Genomic DNA, 19,122 nt, shown 5'->3' with positions numbered 1-19,122 from the left:
AAAGAAATAAACCGTACCTTTGTAACTTGCAAATTTCAGAACAACACAACATGAGCTCTATCCAGCAGCACAATCCTATAGATTTAGGCGAACAACGTGAAATTGAGGTGTTTGGCGCACGTGTACATAACCTCAGAAATATCGACGTCAGTTTTCCACGCAATGAATTAGTCGTGATTACAGGACTTAGTGGTAGTGGTAAATCTTCCCTGGCATTCGATACGATTTACGCGGAGGGACAGCGTCGTTATATGGAGACTTTCTCTGCCTACAGCCGACAGTTCTTAGGAGGAATGGAACGCCCTGATGTTGATAAAATATCGGGACTAAGTCCCGTGATATCCATCGAACAGAAAACTACAAATAAGAATCCACGCTCGACCGTGGGAACGATCACCGAGATATATGATTTCTTACGATTGCTGTACGCAAGGGCGAGCGAAGCGTATTCTTACGTGACGGGTAAACGCATGCAGCGGATGTCGGAAGAGCAAATTGTTGATAGGGTATTGGTAGAATTCAATGATGAACCGATATATATTTTAGCCCCTGTCGTCAAAGGTCGTAAAGGCCATTATCGCGAGCTTTTTGAACAGATTCGAAAACAAGGCTATACCAAAGTACGCGTAGACGGGGAAATTCTGGATCTCGCACCTAAAATGCAGGTCGATCGCTATAAGATCCACGATATTGAAACGGTTGTAGACCGGCTATACGCAAGTGAAGGTGATAAAAAACGACTATATACGTCCGTTATGCAGGCTATGAAAGTAGCAAAAGGTATTATCAAAATTGCGAACAAGGACGGACGAGAACATTTTTTCAGCCGCTATCTTATGGATGCAGCGTCCGGTATCTCCTACGATGAACCACAACCCAATACTTTTTCCTTCAACTCTCCGTATGGCGCATGTCCAAAATGTGATGGGCTTGGCTATATATTCGAAATAGACAAAGATATCGTTATCCCCGATAAAAAAGCGAGCATACAAAAGGGCGCTATTCTGCCTTTAGGCCCATCGCGTGACTCTTGGACATTCCAAGTTGTAAAAGCGGTGGCTAAAAAACTGGATTTTTCGTTGACCAGTCCGATCGAAAAACTGAACAACGAGCAACTGGACACACTGCTTTTTGGAGGTGAAGAGCCTTTAAGTCTTACCGTTTCGTACGGGAGTTATGGAGCGCGCGAATACAAAATACAGTTTACGGGTATCTTCAACATGTTGGAAGAAATCAATGGTAGAGGCTCAGACGATGCGCCTATTCTAGAAGATTTCCGAACAAAAATTGTATGCCCCTCATGCGAGGGCGCTCGATTGAAAAAAGAATCTCTACATTTCAGAATAGACCAAAAGAATATTCATGAGCTGGCGACAATGGATATTAATGCGTTGCACGATTGGTTTGAAGGTATAGAGGGGCGTCTCAACGAGCGCCAAAACACCATTGCTGCCGAAATACTTAAGGAAATTCGAGCCCGAATAGGTTTTCTCTTGGATGTAGGATTAAGTTATCTTACTTTAGACCGTTCTTCCAAAACACTTTCGGGGGGCGAAGCCCAACGTATACGACTAGCAACGCAAATAGGTTCACAACTCGTGAACGTCCTCTATATTCTGGACGAACCAAGCATCGGATTACATCAACGGGATAACGAACGGCTAATTCATTCACTGAAAAACCTACGTGATATCGGTAACTCCGTATTGGTAGTCGAGCATGACAAGGATATGATTCTACAAGCTGATTACGTGATCGACATGGGCCCACAAGCCGGCATACATGGTGGAAGCGTGGTAGCTCAGGGAACACCGACAGAAATTTTGAAAGCGAACACATTGACCGCTAGCTACCTCAATGGGCAGAAAGAAGTTGCTATTCCTACTAAACGACGTAAAGGTAACGGCAAAATATTATCGCTAAAAGGTGCATCTGGCCATAATTTAAAAAATGTCCAAGTAGATTTTCCTTTGGGAAAATTAATTTTGGTGACGGGCGTGTCCGGTTCGGGAAAATCCAGTCTAATCACGGGGACACTCTACCCGATATTAAACAAACACTTTTTCCGCGCTAAAAGCACACCGCTACCTTATAAAAAAATCGAAGGACTCGAACATATAGACAAGGTTATCGAAATCAACCAAAGCCCGATAGGTCGCACACCACGCTCTAACCCGTCGACTTATACCGGTGTATTTTCAGATATCCGAACTTTATTTGTGCAACTGCCGGAAGCAAAAATACGAGGCTATAAGCCCGGTCGTTTTTCTTTTAATGTCAAAGGAGGACGTTGTGAAACCTGCCAAGGAGCGGGTTTGAAGATCATCGAAATGAATTTCTTACCGGATGTACAGGTCCCTTGTGAGACTTGTCATGGGAAGCGTTATAACCGTGAGACGCTGGAGGTCCGCTACCGTGGAAAATCAATCTCTGATGTTTTAGATATGAGTATCGATGAAGCGGTAGATTTCTTTGAAAACATTCCTTCCATTTATAGAAAGATCAAAACATTACACGATGTAGGCTTAGGTTATATCACATTAGGACAATCGTCTACGACGCTTTCCGGGGGGGAAGCACAACGGGTCAAGCTGGCTACCGAACTGTCTAAAAAGGATACAGGTAATACGTTCTATATTTTGGACGAACCGACGACCGGTCTTCATTTTGAAGATGTAAATGTCTTATTGGGTGTTATCAACCGTCTAGTAGATCGCGGAAACACCGTATTAATCATTGAGCATAATCTGGATGTCGTAAAAACTGCTGACTGGGTTATTGACATGGGGCCTGAGGGCGGAAAAGGTGGCGGGCAATTGATGTTCGCTGGATTACCGGAAGACCTCGTCAAGCAGAAAGGCAATGAAACAGCTAGGTTTTTAAAAGCCGAAATGACATAATTTTTCTTTTTTTTCAAGACAAAAAGTTGTGCTTCCTCTATCAACAATTAGATACTGCATTCGGATGTTTTACGACTGCACAAACTCCCCCTTAGTACTATCCCCAGGTGTAAAACATCACCACCTACCTCCCGCACCACCGCCTCCCGATGAGCCGCCGCCAAAGCTACCACCCCCACTACTAGAGGAGCCACCACTAAAACCGCCGCTCCCAGAACTGGAGCCACCACTGCCGGAGCTGCGTACTTTCTTTGGAATCGTCCGCGTTCCCTTGTCCTCTCTATGCTTGCAATGCCTACATTCGTCATAGATTTTTTGTAATCCGGCGCTGGTGTATGTCGCGCGCTTCAATACCTTTCCTCTTATCCCCTTTTCATAAGTTCGGTATCCGCAAGACGGACATACGTCAAGTTCGTCTTTTCCTTTCCAACCTAATATCTTCTTCTCTCCTGTCTTTTTATGGAGCCAAATCTCATAAAATCGGGAATTCAGGCTTTCTTCTTTCAACCGTCCCTTGCTTAGATAATCACGTATTACCCTCGCTTTCACAGTGTCGCGGTTAACACGTTCCCAATCCCCAGAATCATCTGGCGGAATAAACCGTAGTCGACTATTTTTCCATTTTCGGTTAAGGTTAAAAAAGCCAAACAGCATAAACGGGCTGAACAGATAAGAAATAAATACGCTTCGTTGAAAACCACGGAGTGCTTTTAACTTATTCTCTTCATCTCGATAACTCTTTTTAACAATATCCAGTTCTTCAGCTATTTTGAAAGCCATCGTGTAACTGCCCCAAATGGCAAAAACATAGGGGAGTACAGTAAGTTGGAACATGCGATTCATATCTCTTATTAAAAAAGCAAAAATCAGCATGATAAACAACATCGTGAATACCGTTGCCAAACCACCCATGATCGTATAAGCAAACCAACCGCTACAACCTTGTTTTCTTTTTTTTGTGCGAACTTTTGTGCTACGGTTACTTCTTGCATAAACTTGTCCCCCTTTTTTCCATTTTTTCCCCGATCGATCTACCCAGTAATACATCCCCATATACAGCACGACAACAATAAGTGTATTTTTTAGGTGGACGTTACGCTGACTAAAGAAAGGTGTTGCTTCTGGCATCATACGGTGTAGCTCTGCTTGCACATCCGACGACATCAATGCGTGCTGGATAACGGTGGATGCCTCCAACACACCTTGGTCATAATCCCCTTCCTTAAAATGAGGAACAAGATATTTCTCACCAATACGATGCAAATAAACATCTGGAAAAATCGCTTCCATGCCATATCCAGATATAAAGCGGTATTCCCTCCGGTCTTTGGCAATAAATAATAGCAGCCCGTTATTTTGTCCTTGCTTGCCTATCCCCCATGTATTGAACAATTCCATTGCAAATTCGAATATATCATATCCCTCAAAATCATTGACCACGGCTACAGCATACTCCACTCCCGAGACTTTATCTACTCCGACAGAAAGCATATTTAGTTGGTCTACGATTGCAGAAGACAATACAGCATCCGGATTACTGACGTAAAAATCTTGCCCTGCTTCTTTCGGACTGGGTAACGTTTCGACGGTGTACAAATGCGGAGACAAACCACTCGAAACAAAAAGTAGAGCTGAAAATAAGATGGGAAGGTGTATCCACCAACGTAATGATGTATATTTCATAGGCTTTAAAAAAACCTGCGAAGCGCGCACAGGGCTTAAGTCGGAAAACAACAAGAACTAAAGCTTATCTGAACAAATCCGTATACGCTCAGCCAAATCATTAAGCGCGTGTTTTAGTTTTTCTTTTTCTTCCTCTGTAAACTCTGTCGCGGTACCATTCCCATCAAGCCCATTCATCTTCTGACTTAACCAAGACCGGGATTTACCAAAATATTTTTGTGATATCTGTGCCCAAGACACATCTACAATGATATCCCATAGTTGAGATTTCATACTTTCTTTTTTTACTTGCACTTCCATATCTTTTGTTTTCATGCCCTTTTCAAGAGCTGTTATTAATTTTGTTCTTTGTCCAACAATATATCCACGAGCATCATGATATACCACTCAAGTTCAACAGATGGAGGATACGTTTTTTTATAATTACGGATAGTTTCAATCAACTCCCATTCCCGTTCTGTTAATTCCTTTCTCATACTTCGTTATATTTGGTTTCTACAATAAAGATATTAAACATTTGTATAATAACCAAATCGCGCGTTAGGAGTACAAGTTATGAATCACGAAAAATTAGTAACTTTGCTCTTGTATGTCAGATATTATACAGTTACTGCCGGATTCAGTTGCCAATCAGATTGCTGCAGGAGAAGTGGTACAACGCCCAGCTTCTGCGGTAAAAGAACTTATTGAAAATGCAATCGATGCGGGAGCGGATAAAATTAAACTTATCGTTAAAGACGCTGGAAAATCCCTCATACAAGTCATTGATAATGGCTGTGGTATGAGCATCACCGATGCTCGCCTTTGTTTTGAAAGACATGCTACGTCCAAAATACGCCAGGCAGAAGATTTATTTGCTATCCGGACAATGGGTTTCCGTGGAGAGGCTCTCGCGTCGATTGCCGCCATTGCGCAGGTAGAGCTGAAAAGCAGACGTGTGGAAGACGAACTGGGAACGATTATACAAATTGAGGGTTCGAAGGTCGTCAGTCAGCAACCCGAAGCGTTGCCCGCCGGCACGAGTATCTGCGTAAAAAACCTTTTTTACAATATTCCTGCCCGCCGTAATTTCTTGAAAAGCAATTCCGTTGAAATGCGTCACATCATTGACGAATTTCAACGTGTAGCCTTGGCGCATCCAAGAATATTCTTCAGTTTACATAGTGAGGGTAATGAACTCTTTCATTTACCTTCCGAAACCTTGAAGCAACGGATAGTACACCTTTTTGGAAACAACTATAATCAACGTCTTGTGCCCGTAGAGGAAGACACGACTATTATTACCGTCAGCGGATTTATCGGCAAACCAGAATTTGCAAAGAAAACCCGTGGTGAACAGTTTTTTTTCGTCAATAAACGTTTTGTGAAGGATCCTTATCTCCATCACGCTGTCATGAATGCTTACGAGGATATTCTGCCGACAGACACCTATCCGTTATACGTTTTGTTTATCGAGATAGACCCCTCCAAAATTGACATCAACGTCCACCCTACAAAAACAGAAATTAAGTATGAGGACGACAAAGCAATGTATGCGATTTTAAGATCGACCGTTAAACGCTCGTTGGGCCGGTATAATATTACGCCGACATTAGACTTCAATCAAGAAACAAGTTTCACGAATTTCATTACCAATAAACCACTGGAAGAGATTCAGGCACCCACTATTTCCTTTAACCCGAATTTCAATCCTTTTGAAGACGCGAAATCTTCTTCGGCTAGTTCTCGTGCCTCCAGTTATGCAGCGGGGTTGGAAAAGAAAACCGGAATTCCGCAAAATTGGGATTCCTTATACCAAATTACACAAGAGGGCACCCCTGAACAATTATCTTTACACGAGGAAGAAAAAGCATTTTCGAGCGTCTCGGCAAGAGAACACACGTCCTCTTCTACCATTTCTCAAGATCCTGTTAAACAGTTTTTTCAGTTGCATAATCGCTTTATCGTGTCACAGATTCATTCGGGGTTCATGCTGATAGACCAGCAAGCGGCTCATGAACGTATTTTATATGAACACTATATGGAGCAGCTGGAACATAACCAAGGAAGTAGCCAACAAAGTTTGTTTCCCCAAACTGTCGAGCTAAGTCCCGCAGACTGTGTATTGATGGAAGACATTCTACCCGAAATCCAAACCTTAGGCTTCCAAGTTCGGCCTTTCGGGAAAACCACTTTTATTGTTGATGGTATTCCGGCAGATTTAGGGCAAGGTATCCACGAAACAAAAATTTTAGAACAGCTTTTGGAAGATTTCAAAAACAATAAAGACGAATTACAACTTAATAAAAGAGAAAACTTAGCACGTAGTCTCGCAAAAAACGCGGCAATCAAACCGGGTACAGCGTTAGACAACCAAGAGATGGCTGAATTGATAGACAAACTCTTTGCTACCCAATCGCCGAGTATATCGATACACGGCAAGCCGATTGTAGTGACGATTACCTTGCAAGAACTCATGGAACGATTTAATAGAAACTAAACATTTACAACCTACGGTATAGTATATGAACAACATCCTCTCGAATTTAACGCCCGTCGTCAAAAATCTACTCATCATTAACGTGGTGTGTTTTATTGGCTCTGCCATTTTCACGCAAGCCCCTCGTTTTTTTGGGGTATTCTATCCAGATTCACCTTTCTTTCATATCTGGCAATTGATTACCTATATGTTTATGCATGGGGGGTTCGGGCATATTTTCTTTAATATGTTCGCACTCGTCATGTTTGGACCGATTATCGAACAAGTTTTAGGATCTAAGCGTTTTATAAATTTTTATTTGATTTGCGGGCTCGGGGCACTTGTATTGCAATACGGTGTACAAGCGGCAGAGGTCTATAACATCGCCGGAACGGTTCGGGCATCTGAATTTTTAAATTTCGATATGTTAAGCAATCGGGTGAGCTCCAATCTGGACGTCACACAGGATCAATTTAACACGCTAGCCTCTATATACGGCACACCGCTTGTCGGTGCCTCTGGCGCCATATATGGGCTGTTGTTAGCTTTTGGGTTTCTGTTTCCCAATATGTCGCTTTACCTCATGTTTATCCCGATTCCCATAAAAGCGAAATTTTTTATTCCGATTTTAATTTTAATTGAGATATATTTAGGCTTTTCAAATTCTGGAGGATCTATTGCCCACCTAGCCCACGTGGGAGGAGCTTTGTTCGCCTATATCTTACTCAAAATATGGCGTATTAAAAGGGGCAGCATGTACTAAAGATTAGTGTAACTGATGAAAGAGAGCGTGTTAAAAACTTTTTGGCGTGATACTTACCAGAGTAAGTCTCCCATCCCTTTTATCATATCCGTACAAGTTATCATCTTCGTACTCATCCATCTGTTGGATCTACTAAAAGAAGTCAACCTTCTTCAGGTATCGCTCTACGCCTATGCCATCGATTATCTGAGCTTGCCGCTATCTTTGAGTCAGTTTGTGACACAACCCTGGTCCATCATCACCTATCCTTTTTTATATACAGGATTGTTTCAGTTGTTGTTTGATTGTCTGTGGTTATACTGGATGGGCAATATTTTTTTAAATTTTCTGAACAGGCGGCAATTCTTATTTCTTTATTTCAGCACCGCTCTTTTAGGAGCATGCCTCTATCTCGGTCTTGGATTTGTACCGATATTACAAAATAGTGTACAATTATCCTTTCACACCTCTACATTTGCTCTGGGCGCCTTAGTAGCTTCCGTAGCCACCTTAGCGCCCCGATACGAAGTACGCCTACTCCTATTGGGATCGATTTCCTTAAAAACCATTGCCCTTATTTATATTTGTGTAGAGCTGGTTTTTACAGGTCTGATGAATAAGGCTGGCGGCATCAGCTTTCTGGCAGCAGCGGGCTGGGGTATTCTCTTTATCCAATCCTTGAATAAAGGAAAAGATTTTAGTTTATTAAAATTAAGAAAACGCATAAAAAAGTCGAAGATGAAAGTCGTGCACCAAAACAAAACCACTTCAACCACTTACAGCAGTTACAAGCATGTATCCGATCTTCCGAATCAAGAAGAAATTGACGAAATTTTGGATAAAATTTCTGTAGGCGGCTATGAAAGCTTAACTTCACGGGAGAAAGAAGTGCTATTCAAAGCAAGTAAGGATGATAAATAGTCATGGCAAGGAAGAGTCTCTTCAAAAAGAATCTAGGTTATTTCAGTAAAGCGATATTTTTATGTAATATGGTTGCTGTACTCTTCTTACTTTTGAGTTATGCAGCATCCTTTATCAACCCTAAAACACTCTGGGTTTTACCTTTCTTTGGTCTAGGCTATCTTCCCATCTTAATAGTCAACATTGGCTTTGTCCTGTATTGGCTATTACGTCGTCCTTTTTATTCCCTCTACACCTTAATTCCGATTCTTCTCGGATGGAATTTGCTCACGCAGCATATCGGCTTTCGTTCGCAACATACAAACGCAGATAGAAATGAAAAAGCTATACGCGTAATGAGTTTCAACGCGCATCTCTTCAACGAAGTAAATGGCGTAGCCTCAACAACTATTCGGGATGAAGTGGTATCGCTTATAACAAACACGGATCCAGACATCCTCTGTATCCAAGAATTCTTTACCAAGATCAAAGGCACCAAACAGATGAGTGATCGCATTGTGGCCGAGAGCGGACTGGAAGATTATTTTTTCGAACCAGCAACTAAAAGCGAGCATGAGGGGTACGGGCAAATTATTTTTTCTAAATATCCGATTATACACTCCGGTACTATTACCAAAAATGAGTATGGTATCAACCGCATCACCTTTTCAGATATACGAAAAGGTCAAGACACGATCCGTGTATATAACGTACATTTACGCTCTTTTGGGCTGCAGACGGAAGACAAGGAATTTATTCAAAACCCGTCTAATACCTCGAACGAGGAACACGCCACTACGCGCGTGGGCAGGAAGCTGAAATATGCTTTCGAACAACGTAGTCAACAGGCGAGAGCATTACGAGACCACATGGATGCAACGCATTACCCTATTATCGTTATGGGCGACTTTAATGATACACCCATGTCGTATAGTGTCAATCTTATCCGAAAAGGATTGAAAAACACTTTCCGAGAAAAGGGTCGGGGATGGGGCGTTACACATTATGAAATGCTCCCGCTCTTTCAGATTGATTACATCTTCTGTAGTCCCGGGTTTCAAGTCGAAAATTACCAAATAATCAAGCAAGAACTTTCTGACCATTACCCTCTTTTTGCAGATATTAGATTGTAAGCAATCATTTTAGCGCCTATTTAAAGTTGTATTATTAAGAATTTTACAGGTTATTTTTAAGCGAAACAAGGCAAATTTTCTTGGAATAGCCGGAAGCTATCTCGATAAAATTTAACGAAGTTGCAGCCAGAAAGAGGCATAAAAAAACAATTAGGTGAATTTTAAACAGACTCTTAGATGCAAAAACACTATATTGTTCACTTATTCTTAATCAATTGAGCGAGATGAGTTTGTGCTTTTTAAAAGACAGGAAGTTTTTAATCTTACTTCTATCCCAATTATTAATTTGTCATATTGCAACTGCTCAACAAAAGAAACTCTTGTTGACACCAGATACCAATCTTGTTAACCAATTAAACCAAGAAGCTCCGACATTTTGGTCCTCAAAGCCTGATTCCACCATTATTTTAGCTGAACAGGCGCTTTCTATAAGCAGCACACTTGCCTATACCAAGGGACAGATGTTGGCCTATAGGAATTTAGGTCTCGGCCATTACGAAAAGGGAAATTATGGCGAAGCAGTGCAATCTTATAAACGAGCCATAGCACTTTCGCAAGAAATGGAGGAGACCTCCTTCCAAGCTCGGCTACATAGCAATATCGCTATGGCCTATCTGGCTTTAGGTGCACACGACGAGGCACTGGTCAATCTAAATGAAGCCTTAGCAATTGCCGAGAAAGAGAAACTCATAAGTACCTTAGCACATGTACATCATAACATCGGCATGGTATATCATTATCAATTCAAAAATGATCAAGCCATCCAGTTTTACGACAAAAGCTTACAGTTATACGAATCAAACGGCGACACTACACATTCTACTTTCATTTTAGGGAATATGGCACATTTATTTTTGAAAAAGAAAAATTTCAAGAAAGCAGAAGCGCTCTATTTTAAATCTCTAACGCTGGCAGAAAAACAACAAAATAAAAAAGCGATCGGAAACGCTTTGCAGTCTTTGGGTGCCTTCTTTATGGAGAAAGGAAACTACCAGAAAGCATTAGCTTATTTCTTCCAAGCAAAAGAAGTATTAACCTCTACGGGTGAACAGACAGAATATCTACGCTTACTGGACAATCTTGCCACTTGCTATGCAAAACTCGGCAATGATATCCTTGCAAATCGATTTGCTACCAAAAGCTTAGACTTGGCCAAGAAACAACAGCAACTCTATTACATACAAACCGCAGCAAATCAATTGGCCAAGCTTTACGAGAAAAAAGGACATCATAAACAAGCATTAGATTATTATAAGCAAGCGATAACGGCTGCAGATAGTCTATACAGTCAGAGGAATAAAGAAGAGTTGGTACGCATGGAAGAAAAATACAAGTACCAAAAAGATCAGGAACAGGCAAAACTGATCTATCATATGCAATTGAAAAAACAGCGACAATTCTTATATGGTGCTGTCGCGCTGGTTTTTGTATTGATGGTCACGGCCTTTTTATTGTATAGCAATATTAAACAAAAACACAAAACAAATCGCATCCTGAAGGAAACAAACAATTTGCTGGAAGAACAACATGTTCAGTTGGAATCATCCAATCATTTTAAAGAACAACTGATATCATTGGTAGCACATGATGTGCGCCATCCGATAACAAGTTTGCAAAAAGTACTATCCCTTTTTGAAAACAAGCATTTGTCGCCCGAAGAAATCCAACAGCTAATGTCCTATTCACATCAAGATGTAAATAATTTAATCCACCTTCTCGACGATTTGCTGTTGTGGGTGAGGCTCCAACTGCGTTACACAAAATTGCAAAAAACAGTATTCCTTATCGAGGATGTGCTACAACCTATATGTGAGCTGTATCAAAAAAAAGCGCGGGACAAAAACATTCAATTGGTGGCCACGTACGATTTAGGTACCAAAGTATATGCTGACGAAGAAGCTATCGCTACGGTGATCCGTAACTTAATCGATAACAGCATCAAGTTTTCTCATCCCGGAGCTGTTGTCCATATCCGTACCACATCAGCAGCAAATAATCGTCGTATAAAAATACAAATCATTGACACCGGCATCGGCATGTCTGAAAAAACGATCAAAAACCTCTTTACTGTATCTACCTACGCCCGACAGTATGGCACACAAAACGAGGAAGGCTCTGGCCTGGGCATACAGATATGTAGACACTACCTTCAGCTAAATAACAGTGAATTATTTGTCGAAAGCACGTTCGGAAAAGGGACAACATTCTGGTTTGAAATTGACACTGCAGAAGAAACAACGGAAAACTAGATCAACTCGTTATCCCGTGCATAGGTAAGCATCTGGGCAATCGTCTGCGCATTAGCTTTCGCCATCATGTTCCGGCGGTGTGCAACGACTGTATGCGGGCTTAAAAAGGTCTTAACAGCTGTTTCTGCTATTGTATTTCCCTGTGAGAAGTATTTTAACAATTCAATTTCTCTAGGTGTGAAGTTCACAGCAATCTCGTCGCGTTGCGTCAAATACGGTTCAAATTGTGTATCAATATATTGCCGTCCACGTTCAATGTCCTTAATACATCGGATAAAATCGTGGATATCTGCAGATTTACTCAGTAGTCCATTCGGTTTGTATTTAACGATATTCCTTACAACTGCGGGTGAAATGGTACCGGTTATAAAAATAATCTTGGCATGCCTATTCAGTCTTCTAATATCGGTTAAGAGTGCGAGGCCATTTGTGTCCGGAAGATAATAATCCAAAAAAACAAAGAGCGTCTGATCCCCAAAAGTTTCTAGAAAACCGAAGAATTCATCCACTTTACTAAAGGATGAGACCGCATCGAAAGCACCATGTCTTTGTAGCAGCAGCGCAAAAGAATCCGCAAATAATTGGTGATCATCTAATACTACAGCATGTGTTAAATTGCTCATAAGTGCAACAAATATCCCATAAAAAATCAACTATTTTATTTGCTAAATACCGTCAGTGTTCTAAATGTAAACTTTCAACTACAGTTAACTAGAAAGGCATAGCATGTTTTTGCTATATATCGCAAAAAGCATCGCAAAAGCATGTTACAAGGGGGATCCTTTCCCCAAAAAACAATAACAAAACCTGTTCCTTTGCACCCAAATCAATAATTAATGAGATTCATCAGGGTCAGCGTTTATGTAGTATGGCCTTCGATACAAGGAATAAAATATCGACAATAAAAAATCATGAAAAAAACAAAATCAACAAAAAATTTAGACACAAAGCTCAGCTATGAAGCCCCGGTCTTGCGATCAATGGAAATAGAATTAGAGTATGGTATTGCTTCTGGTTCGGCAGCACCTTCGACCAGCCATCAATGGAATACTACGGAAACACAAACGCAAGAGGTACAAAACAATCATTGGTAGACTAGGAGGTTACACTACGCGATTACATTCAATTTTATTTAATATCACAATTTCCAAATAATGAGACATAATTACATCAAAACCTTAGTGGCCTGCTTTATCGCGGTTTCTGTCTTTGCATCTTGTCAAAAAGAAAATGGCGTCGATAACTTACGTGGTGAAGCGACTGTTACCGTCAACATGCAAGGTGTGGGGCCTTCAACCGGCAATAAAGCTAAAGCTGGTCTACGCGCATCTGCTAGCGCAGGCAATACTATTGCAACACCTGCTGTACAACGTCAAGTAATCAAGTTTAACGAGCTATATAATGTTACCGCAACCCTGAAAGAAGTAACACCTACAGCACCGGCATTACGTGCTTCTGCAAACCGTGCAGAGACGATAACTACTGGCACGGGAGAAATCTTGGCATTAGCCCCAGGTACAGCGTATACAGTTCGAGTATACGACGGTGCTACATATGTAGATCAAAAAACGTTTATACAAGGCGAAGGTAATACCGAAAAGTTTGCGCTAGAAGGCGGAAAAACTTATACTTTCCAAGCATTTGCATATGGAGACGCGAGCGCAGAAGAGGGTTCTGCGGATCAGGATCCTTTGTGGTGGGAAAAAGAGGTCGCGATAGCCGCCGGTAGTAACACCCTTGATATTGTATTGGGACACAAGCTTACAGAAGTAACCGTTGTATTCAATGCAGGTGCTGGCCGCCAAATCACTGCTATTAATGCAGGTACCCTCGCTCCAAATTATAACTACACATTTAACGAGGAAACAGGTAGCGTTACTTTCGGTTCAGCGACAACTGCAGCAGCTATTAAGTTTACAAACCAGTCTGTAGGTCAAACTTGGACAAGTGACCCCGTTATGATTGCTGTTGAGGATACAAACAACGGTATTGTGGAATTGAGCGATGTAACTATCAACGGTATTGACGGAGCCATTAGCAGCGACGGCTGGGCACTAAAAGCCGGTGTTCAATATATACTGGAATTAAATTTGGGTGATAAGGAGGATACGGGCATTGATATTGGGGGCTCTATGTGGGCTCCGGGACATTTGACATATGATCCCGCAACCGATACCTATGACTTTACGTCAAACAATCAAATTTCAGATTCATATTTCTTCCCGAATTACGTGAAGCCAAAAGTATTCGGATTAAACGGAAACGGGGACGATATTAATCGAGGACCGAACCCCGAAATGAACGGGACTAACGGGGACCCTTGTGCATTAGTTTATCCCCTCAACACGTGGAGATTGCCTACTACCGCAGAAATGAATACATTAAAGAGACGGACAAATCCGATAGGTAATAACGACCAAGGAGCGGACAATCCAGGTCCTAATCAATATGCCCCTGCCAGATGGGGTGGCTATTATACCGGAACATCGGGACAACAAGGAGTATTTTTCGGCACACAGTCGCGACCAGATGAGGACAAGGCGCAGTATCTGTTTATTCCTTACACGGGTGTCTACAACAATGGATCCGACAAACAAGAGGAAGGTTTTGGTTATTATCTACTACGTAACAGCAACGGCGATTTTGGAGCTCTTCAAGTTCAGGGTACTTATACCATGAACGTATCGGAGACACCACGCAGTTCAAGTACGGCTTACCAAATCCGCTGCGTACAAAACTAAGTACAATCACAATTTTATAAATAAAACGAGGGACTTTCCAAAAGGTAAGCCCTCTTTTTATTTTTACCGAGGCAGCTCTTTTAACCAAGAAATAAAAACTTATAAAACAGCCACTTACGAAAATGTGATACCTATGTGAATATCACTTTTTTTGCGTCCAATCATCTAAATACTATTATTGTCGCAGAAATGCGATGACAAAAAATTTAGAATCGATATTTCATCATAAATATGAATAACCTCAAACAACAATGAAAAAATTAAACAGACCAAAAAAGAAAGATGTAGGTATCTTACAGGAAAGACAGACCTATATCCCGCCCATGATCCAAGGAATGTCTATCGAAATGGAGTATTCGATTGCCTCCGGATCCGGAGCGGGAAACATAGGCTCCGGATCAGTCAATGAACAATGGGATCAAGAGTCCACCCAGAGCAAAGAAATTAATTGGTAACGCTATTATTTAACGGAGACCAACACACGTTAATCCAAAGATTGTATTATGAAAAAAATATTAAGTCGACCGATGCTTAAGCCGGTTATCGGCATCCTCATTTCTCTTGTTTTCCTTACGGCCTGTTCGAAGGAAGAAAACACTATCCATTCGGATAAGGTAGCCAAAGTCCAAGTACGCGTTGCCGGTATAGACCACGCCGAAACAAGTGGGTTAAAGTCTTCATCTGCAAAGCAAGCGAGCGCGAAGAATTCCCTTTCTCGTGTTCAGACAGTCAGTGTTCGGTTGGATAATGACCATTATATGCAAGCGACGTTGTCAAGAACAGACGCAGAGGATCAAGCGTCCGGCGTTGCGCATTTAAAAAGAGCAAATGCCCCTCGGGCTCAAGCCTCGTCATCAAAAATTCAAGCGGCAAATCCGTTACCAACAGGTGTTACCTATATCGTTGTGGTTTATGATAGCAAAGGAGATTACGTTGACCAAGCGGATTATATAATTGGCGGTAGCGCACCCGAACCATTTGAGCTGGCTGCTGACCAAACCTATACATTTATTGCTTATTCTTTAAACAATTCCGATCTTGTACCAAGTATCGGGACAGATCCTTTGTCTACAGTGAAAGTAGAAAGCATTGCAGGAACGTCGGATCTCTTGTATACGCGTATAGATCAAGTCGTAACTGCCGGAGACAATACCTTGAATATTACCTTAAGACATCTGTTCAGCGAAATTACGACAACAGTTGATGGAAGTCAAATCGGATCGATCGAGATCGCGGACAATTTCTATTTAGCGCCTCACTACAACGAAGTCGACTTGGCGTTAACAGATGGGGCAATAACCTATAACAACATAAGTACCGACGGATCACCGGTTCAAATGGACGTTTTGGGAAGTAACACCATCACCTCCCTACCCACCATTATCGCTCATCCAAGTACGACAAACGGTATTCTGAAAATCGGAGCAATAAAAATTGGGGATGTCACAAAAAACAATGTGGAAATCGGTGGGATTTCAATTCATCCTGGCGAACGTTATGATTTAAACATTACCATTAAAAAGCATCCACAGGACGTCGGTGGTTTAATTTGGGCCGAAGGAGATCTTGCATACGATACCAATACGGATATATATAACTTTGCACAAAATCAAGGAGGTGGTAGCTATTTCCCTTTTGGGCACCTTTATCCGTATGGCGACGGTCGGGAATTTGATCGCTCTGCTGCCAATCTAGGGGACCCCTGTGCATTGGTGATGGACGGTAATCAATGGCGCACGCCAACAAAAGAAGATTTCGACATTTTAAGCGGCGAAACGGATACATCGGAACCTCGCATTATGGACGGTATAGATGGCGCTTGGTATCCAACCATCGATGATGAGGGTTTATTTTTTCCCGAGACGGGCTACAGAGTACCTACAAATTCAAACATCCTTCAACCGAGAGAGGGCTGGCGTTGGTCTACAACTTCCTTGTGGATTCTTTGGGCCGGAAGACATCAAGAAAACGGCAATTGGTATAGTGTTGTTTCTAACCGAGACGGGGGATTCTCTACCGTAGACTGGGGTATGAAAATCCGTTGTGTAAGAGATTATAACTAACCTACCCACCGTATCAAATGACTTAAAAAATTTTTAAGTTGATGATTGCATTTACTATTGGTTGCGCTTGACATGGAATTGTCCATGTCAAGCTATTTTTCTCTTTTTTCAAGGGATCGATCATTTCTCTTATTGTACTATTAAATCGATTAAAAGGAAGGATTTCAACATCTGGATGAGGGAAAGAGTATAACGTTTACAAACACACAGATGAAATCTAAACAGGAACTTCAAATAGAAGCCGTAAAGGCTATTGTTAGCGGTGAACTGCTTTTGGAGGAAGCTATGGTCACATATAACGTTAAGGATAAACGGACGATGTTGGCCTGGATAAAAAAGACCATGCCTCTACTGAAAATAGCGAAACCAGAACCCAATAAGGGCTTCCGTACCACATTTAATACAGTAAACGAAATATCTGGGTTATATAATCAGGAGGCATCTCAGGGCCTATTAAAAGAAAATTCGTTATTAAAAAGAATCATTGCTTTACAAGATAGGGTACGTGATCTCGAAGAGAAGAATTCGCTATTAACTCGTCATAGGGACCTCTTAATGGAAAAAGTATCTTCGTTAGCTTTACGCGCTCAAATACCGGAAAAAGAGGCTAAGTAATTTATCATTCATCACTCGCCCAAAAAATCCAATGCTTTTCGCACAAAGTTATCGTTCCGATTTTTAACTTTGAAATAGGCTTCGCGTCCGAAATAAAAGCGTCCTACAAGCGCTTCGATATCCGATTCGATAAGTCCCCTTAGCTCGTCTTTCTTTCTATCCGAGATGACAAAGCCCTCCTCGCGGACAAAGTCAATAAATGCATGGTATTCATTATCGGGCAAGTGGTAGCCCTGTAAGAAATTCTCAATAGAATAAGCCGGTGTCTGCTTTGTAAAACGCGTATATACAAATTGCTCGATAAAACTATATTGTATTAAGTCCTGATAGAAAAGGCTTAATGCATTCGAATCCTGTGCCACATGAATATCGGGTAATATGCCTCCTCCGCTATAGACGCGCTTACCTGCCTTCGTTTCAAAGGCCTTTCCATGCGCATATAAGGTATCCAGTGCCCACAATCCACTATACATCGAACTGAAGTCATCCATTATAGACCAATTCGCCATATATTTCTTTTGTATACTTCGTCCAAGTGGGGTGAAATAACGTGCGATACTCAAATTTACTGTCGAACCGTCTGAAAAATCAAATTGCTCCTGTACGATTCCCTTTCCATACGACCGCCTTCCGATAATTGTTCCACGATCCCAATCTTGAACAGCTCCTGCTACAATCTCACTCGCCGAAGCGGTATTTTCGTTAATCAATATGGTCAAGTCTTCCGTTGCAAAATGGCCTCCGTGTATACTATCGGAATAATATTCGTGTCGCTCTTCGTGCGCTCCTTGGGTATAGACAATAAGACGCTTGTCAGAAAAAAATTCGCTAGCTACCTTGATTGCCATATGGAAATACCCGCCGCCGTTATCGCGTAGATCAAGAATCAATTTTTGTGCACCCTGTTTTTTCAGCTCCGTGATAGCCTGTCGAAATTCGTCCGCTGTATTAATCCCAAATCGTCTTATCTTGACGTATCCCACACCGGGTTCAATCATATAAACGACATCTAACGAGCTTACCGTTACCTGATCACGAACTACTTTAATCGGTGTATCCATCGCCTCCCCATCTCGCTTTACATGGATACTGACATCCGTTCCCCGACGCCCTCGGATCAACTTCTCCACCTTCTCGCGAGAAATATGTATACCTGCTACTGTTTGATTTCCTATTTTCAGGAGCTTATCCCCTACCCGAAATCCCGCCTTATCAGCGGGCCCGCCGTTAATTAGGGAGACAATCATCAACGTATCGTTCAGGTTAAAATACTCCATGCCGATACCTTCAAATGTTCCCTCCAAAATTTCGGTTTGTCGTTGCGACTCGTTCGGAACCAAATAATGCGAGTAAGGATCTAAATGAGAAATAATGTGGTTGATGGCTCCATTTTGTACCGAATCAATGTCAACACTATCCACATAAGCTTCCGCCACAAGGTTTAACAATTGCTGTACTTTCCACGTATTACTCGACAAACCGATAGGTATCAATGTGTTACCGGGTTTACTTCCCTGCTCGTCCGCATAGTTCTGCCCCAGTAGGATCCCCAAGAACAATACGGCAGCATAAGTAGCTGCTACAAAGATATTCCGTTTAGTACCTTTTTGCATGGATAAAATTCAGTTGCAAAATTAA

16 protein-coding genes are annotated in these 19,122 nt (G+C 41.7%); 11 read left to right on the top strand and 5 right to left on the bottom strand.

What is annotated here, in order from left to right; translation table 11 throughout:
• Nucleotides 1–50 precede the first annotated feature (50 nt).
• Nucleotides 51–2,900 (top strand): excinuclease ABC subunit UvrA, encoded by a 2,850-nt coding sequence (gene uvrA, locus H8B17_RS02935; RefSeq protein ID WP_190307661.1) that lies wholly within the window; start codon nt 51–53, stop codon nt 2,898–2,900.
• A 117-nt stretch (nt 2,901–3,017) separates the two neighbouring features.
• On the opposite strand, the gene H8B17_RS02930 is transcribed toward uvrA, so the two are convergent.
• Genes H8B17_RS02930 through H8B17_RS02920 form a run of 3 tightly spaced genes read right to left on the bottom strand, consistent with a single transcriptional unit; the run spans nt 3,018 to nt 5,059 of the window.
• Entirely contained in the window at nt 3,018–4,583 is a 1,566-nt protein-coding gene (locus H8B17_RS02930) for a TPM domain-containing protein (protein ID WP_190307660.1), read from the bottom strand.
• Between the two features lie 57 nt (nt 4,584–4,640).
• Complete coding sequence (locus H8B17_RS02925) at nt 4,641–4,898, bottom strand: DUF5053 domain-containing protein (protein WP_223816321.1); 258 nt, start codon at nt 4,896–4,898, stop codon at nt 4,641–4,643.
• Nucleotides 4,899–4,918: 20 nt separating this feature from the next.
• Nucleotides 4,919–5,059 carry a hypothetical protein gene (locus H8B17_RS02920; protein ID WP_190307659.1) on the bottom strand — a complete coding sequence of 47 codons (141 nt, stop codon included), beginning with the start codon at nt 5,057–5,059 and terminating at the stop codon, nt 4,919–4,921.
• Nucleotides 5,060–5,172: 113 nt separating this feature from the next.
• On the opposite strand from H8B17_RS02920, the gene mutL reads away from it, so the two are divergent.
• The 5 genes from mutL to H8B17_RS02895 all read left to right on the top strand — a co-directional run bounded on the left by mutL (nt 5,173) and on the right by H8B17_RS02895 (nt 12,065).
• Nucleotides 5,173–7,062, top strand: a complete 1,890-nt coding sequence (gene mutL, locus H8B17_RS02915) for a DNA mismatch repair endonuclease MutL (protein WP_190307658.1) — start codon at nt 5,173–5,175, stop codon at nt 7,060–7,062.
• A 25-nt stretch (nt 7,063–7,087) separates the two neighbouring features.
• Nucleotides 7,088–7,804 (top strand): rhomboid family intramembrane serine protease, encoded by a 717-nt coding sequence (locus H8B17_RS02910; protein WP_190307657.1) that lies wholly within the window; start codon nt 7,088–7,090, stop codon nt 7,802–7,804.
• A gap of 15 nt (nt 7,805–7,819) precedes the next feature.
• Complete coding sequence (locus H8B17_RS02905; RefSeq protein WP_190307656.1) at nt 7,820–8,704, top strand: rhomboid family intramembrane serine protease; 885 nt, start codon at nt 7,820–7,822, stop codon at nt 8,702–8,704.
• 2 nt (nt 8,705–8,706) lie between these two features.
• Nucleotides 8,707–9,816 (top strand): endonuclease/exonuclease/phosphatase family protein, encoded by a 1,110-nt coding sequence (locus H8B17_RS02900; protein ID WP_190307655.1) that lies wholly within the window; start codon nt 8,707–8,709, stop codon nt 9,814–9,816.
• 224 nt (nt 9,817–10,040) lie between these two features.
• On the top strand, nt 10,041–12,065 hold the full coding sequence (locus H8B17_RS02895) for a tetratricopeptide repeat-containing sensor histidine kinase (RefSeq protein WP_223816320.1): 2,025 nt from the start codon (nt 10,041–10,043) through the stop codon (nt 12,063–12,065).
• On the opposite strand, the gene H8B17_RS02890 is transcribed toward H8B17_RS02895, so the two are convergent.
• Nucleotides 12,062–12,688, bottom strand: a complete 627-nt coding sequence (locus H8B17_RS02890) for a response regulator (RefSeq protein WP_190307653.1) — start codon at nt 12,686–12,688, stop codon at nt 12,062–12,064. The two genes, H8B17_RS02895 and H8B17_RS02890, sit on opposite strands and share 4 nt — an antisense overlap.
• A 288-nt stretch (nt 12,689–12,976) precedes the next feature.
• Here H8B17_RS02890 and H8B17_RS20560 point away from each other — a divergent pair, with 288 nt between their 5' ends.
• From H8B17_RS20560 to H8B17_RS02870, 5 genes are all read left to right on the top strand, one after another.
• Nucleotides 12,977–13,159, top strand: coding sequence for a hypothetical protein (locus tag H8B17_RS20560; RefSeq protein ID WP_223816319.1), 183 nt, complete (start codon nt 12,977–12,979; stop codon nt 13,157–13,159).
• A 60-nt stretch (nt 13,160–13,219) separates the two neighbouring features.
• Nucleotides 13,220–14,806 carry a fimbrillin family protein gene (locus H8B17_RS02885; RefSeq protein WP_190307652.1) on the top strand — a complete coding sequence of 529 codons (1,587 nt, stop codon included), beginning with the start codon at nt 13,220–13,222 and terminating at the stop codon, nt 14,804–14,806.
• 251 nt (nt 14,807–15,057) lie between these two features.
• Complete coding sequence (locus H8B17_RS02880) at nt 15,058–15,261, top strand: hypothetical protein (RefSeq protein WP_190307651.1); 204 nt, start codon at nt 15,058–15,060, stop codon at nt 15,259–15,261.
• A 48-nt stretch (nt 15,262–15,309) separates the two neighbouring features.
• Nucleotides 15,310–16,869, top strand: a complete 1,560-nt coding sequence (locus H8B17_RS02875; RefSeq protein ID WP_190307650.1) for a fimbrillin family protein — start codon at nt 15,310–15,312, stop codon at nt 16,867–16,869.
• Between the two features lie 210 nt (nt 16,870–17,079).
• Entirely contained in the window at nt 17,080–17,484 is a 405-nt protein-coding gene (locus tag H8B17_RS02870) for a hypothetical protein (RefSeq protein ID WP_190307649.1), read from the top strand.
• Between the two features lie 11 nt (nt 17,485–17,495).
• Here the strand turns inward: H8B17_RS02870 and H8B17_RS02865 are convergent, their stop codons facing one another.
• Nucleotides 17,496–19,097 carry a S41 family peptidase gene (locus tag H8B17_RS02865; protein ID WP_190307648.1) on the bottom strand — a complete coding sequence of 534 codons (1,602 nt, stop codon included), beginning with the start codon at nt 19,095–19,097 and terminating at the stop codon, nt 17,496–17,498.
• Between the last annotated feature and the right edge of the window lie 25 nt (nt 19,098–19,122).

Origin of the sequence: Sphingobacterium arenae, from assembly GCF_014692505.1 — a bacterium.
Lineage (GTDB): Bacteria > Bacteroidota > Bacteroidia > Sphingobacteriales > Sphingobacteriaceae > Sphingobacterium > Sphingobacterium arenae.
Note: the sequence above shows the minus strand (reverse complement) of the source record. Positions and strands in the feature narration are given on the sequence as shown.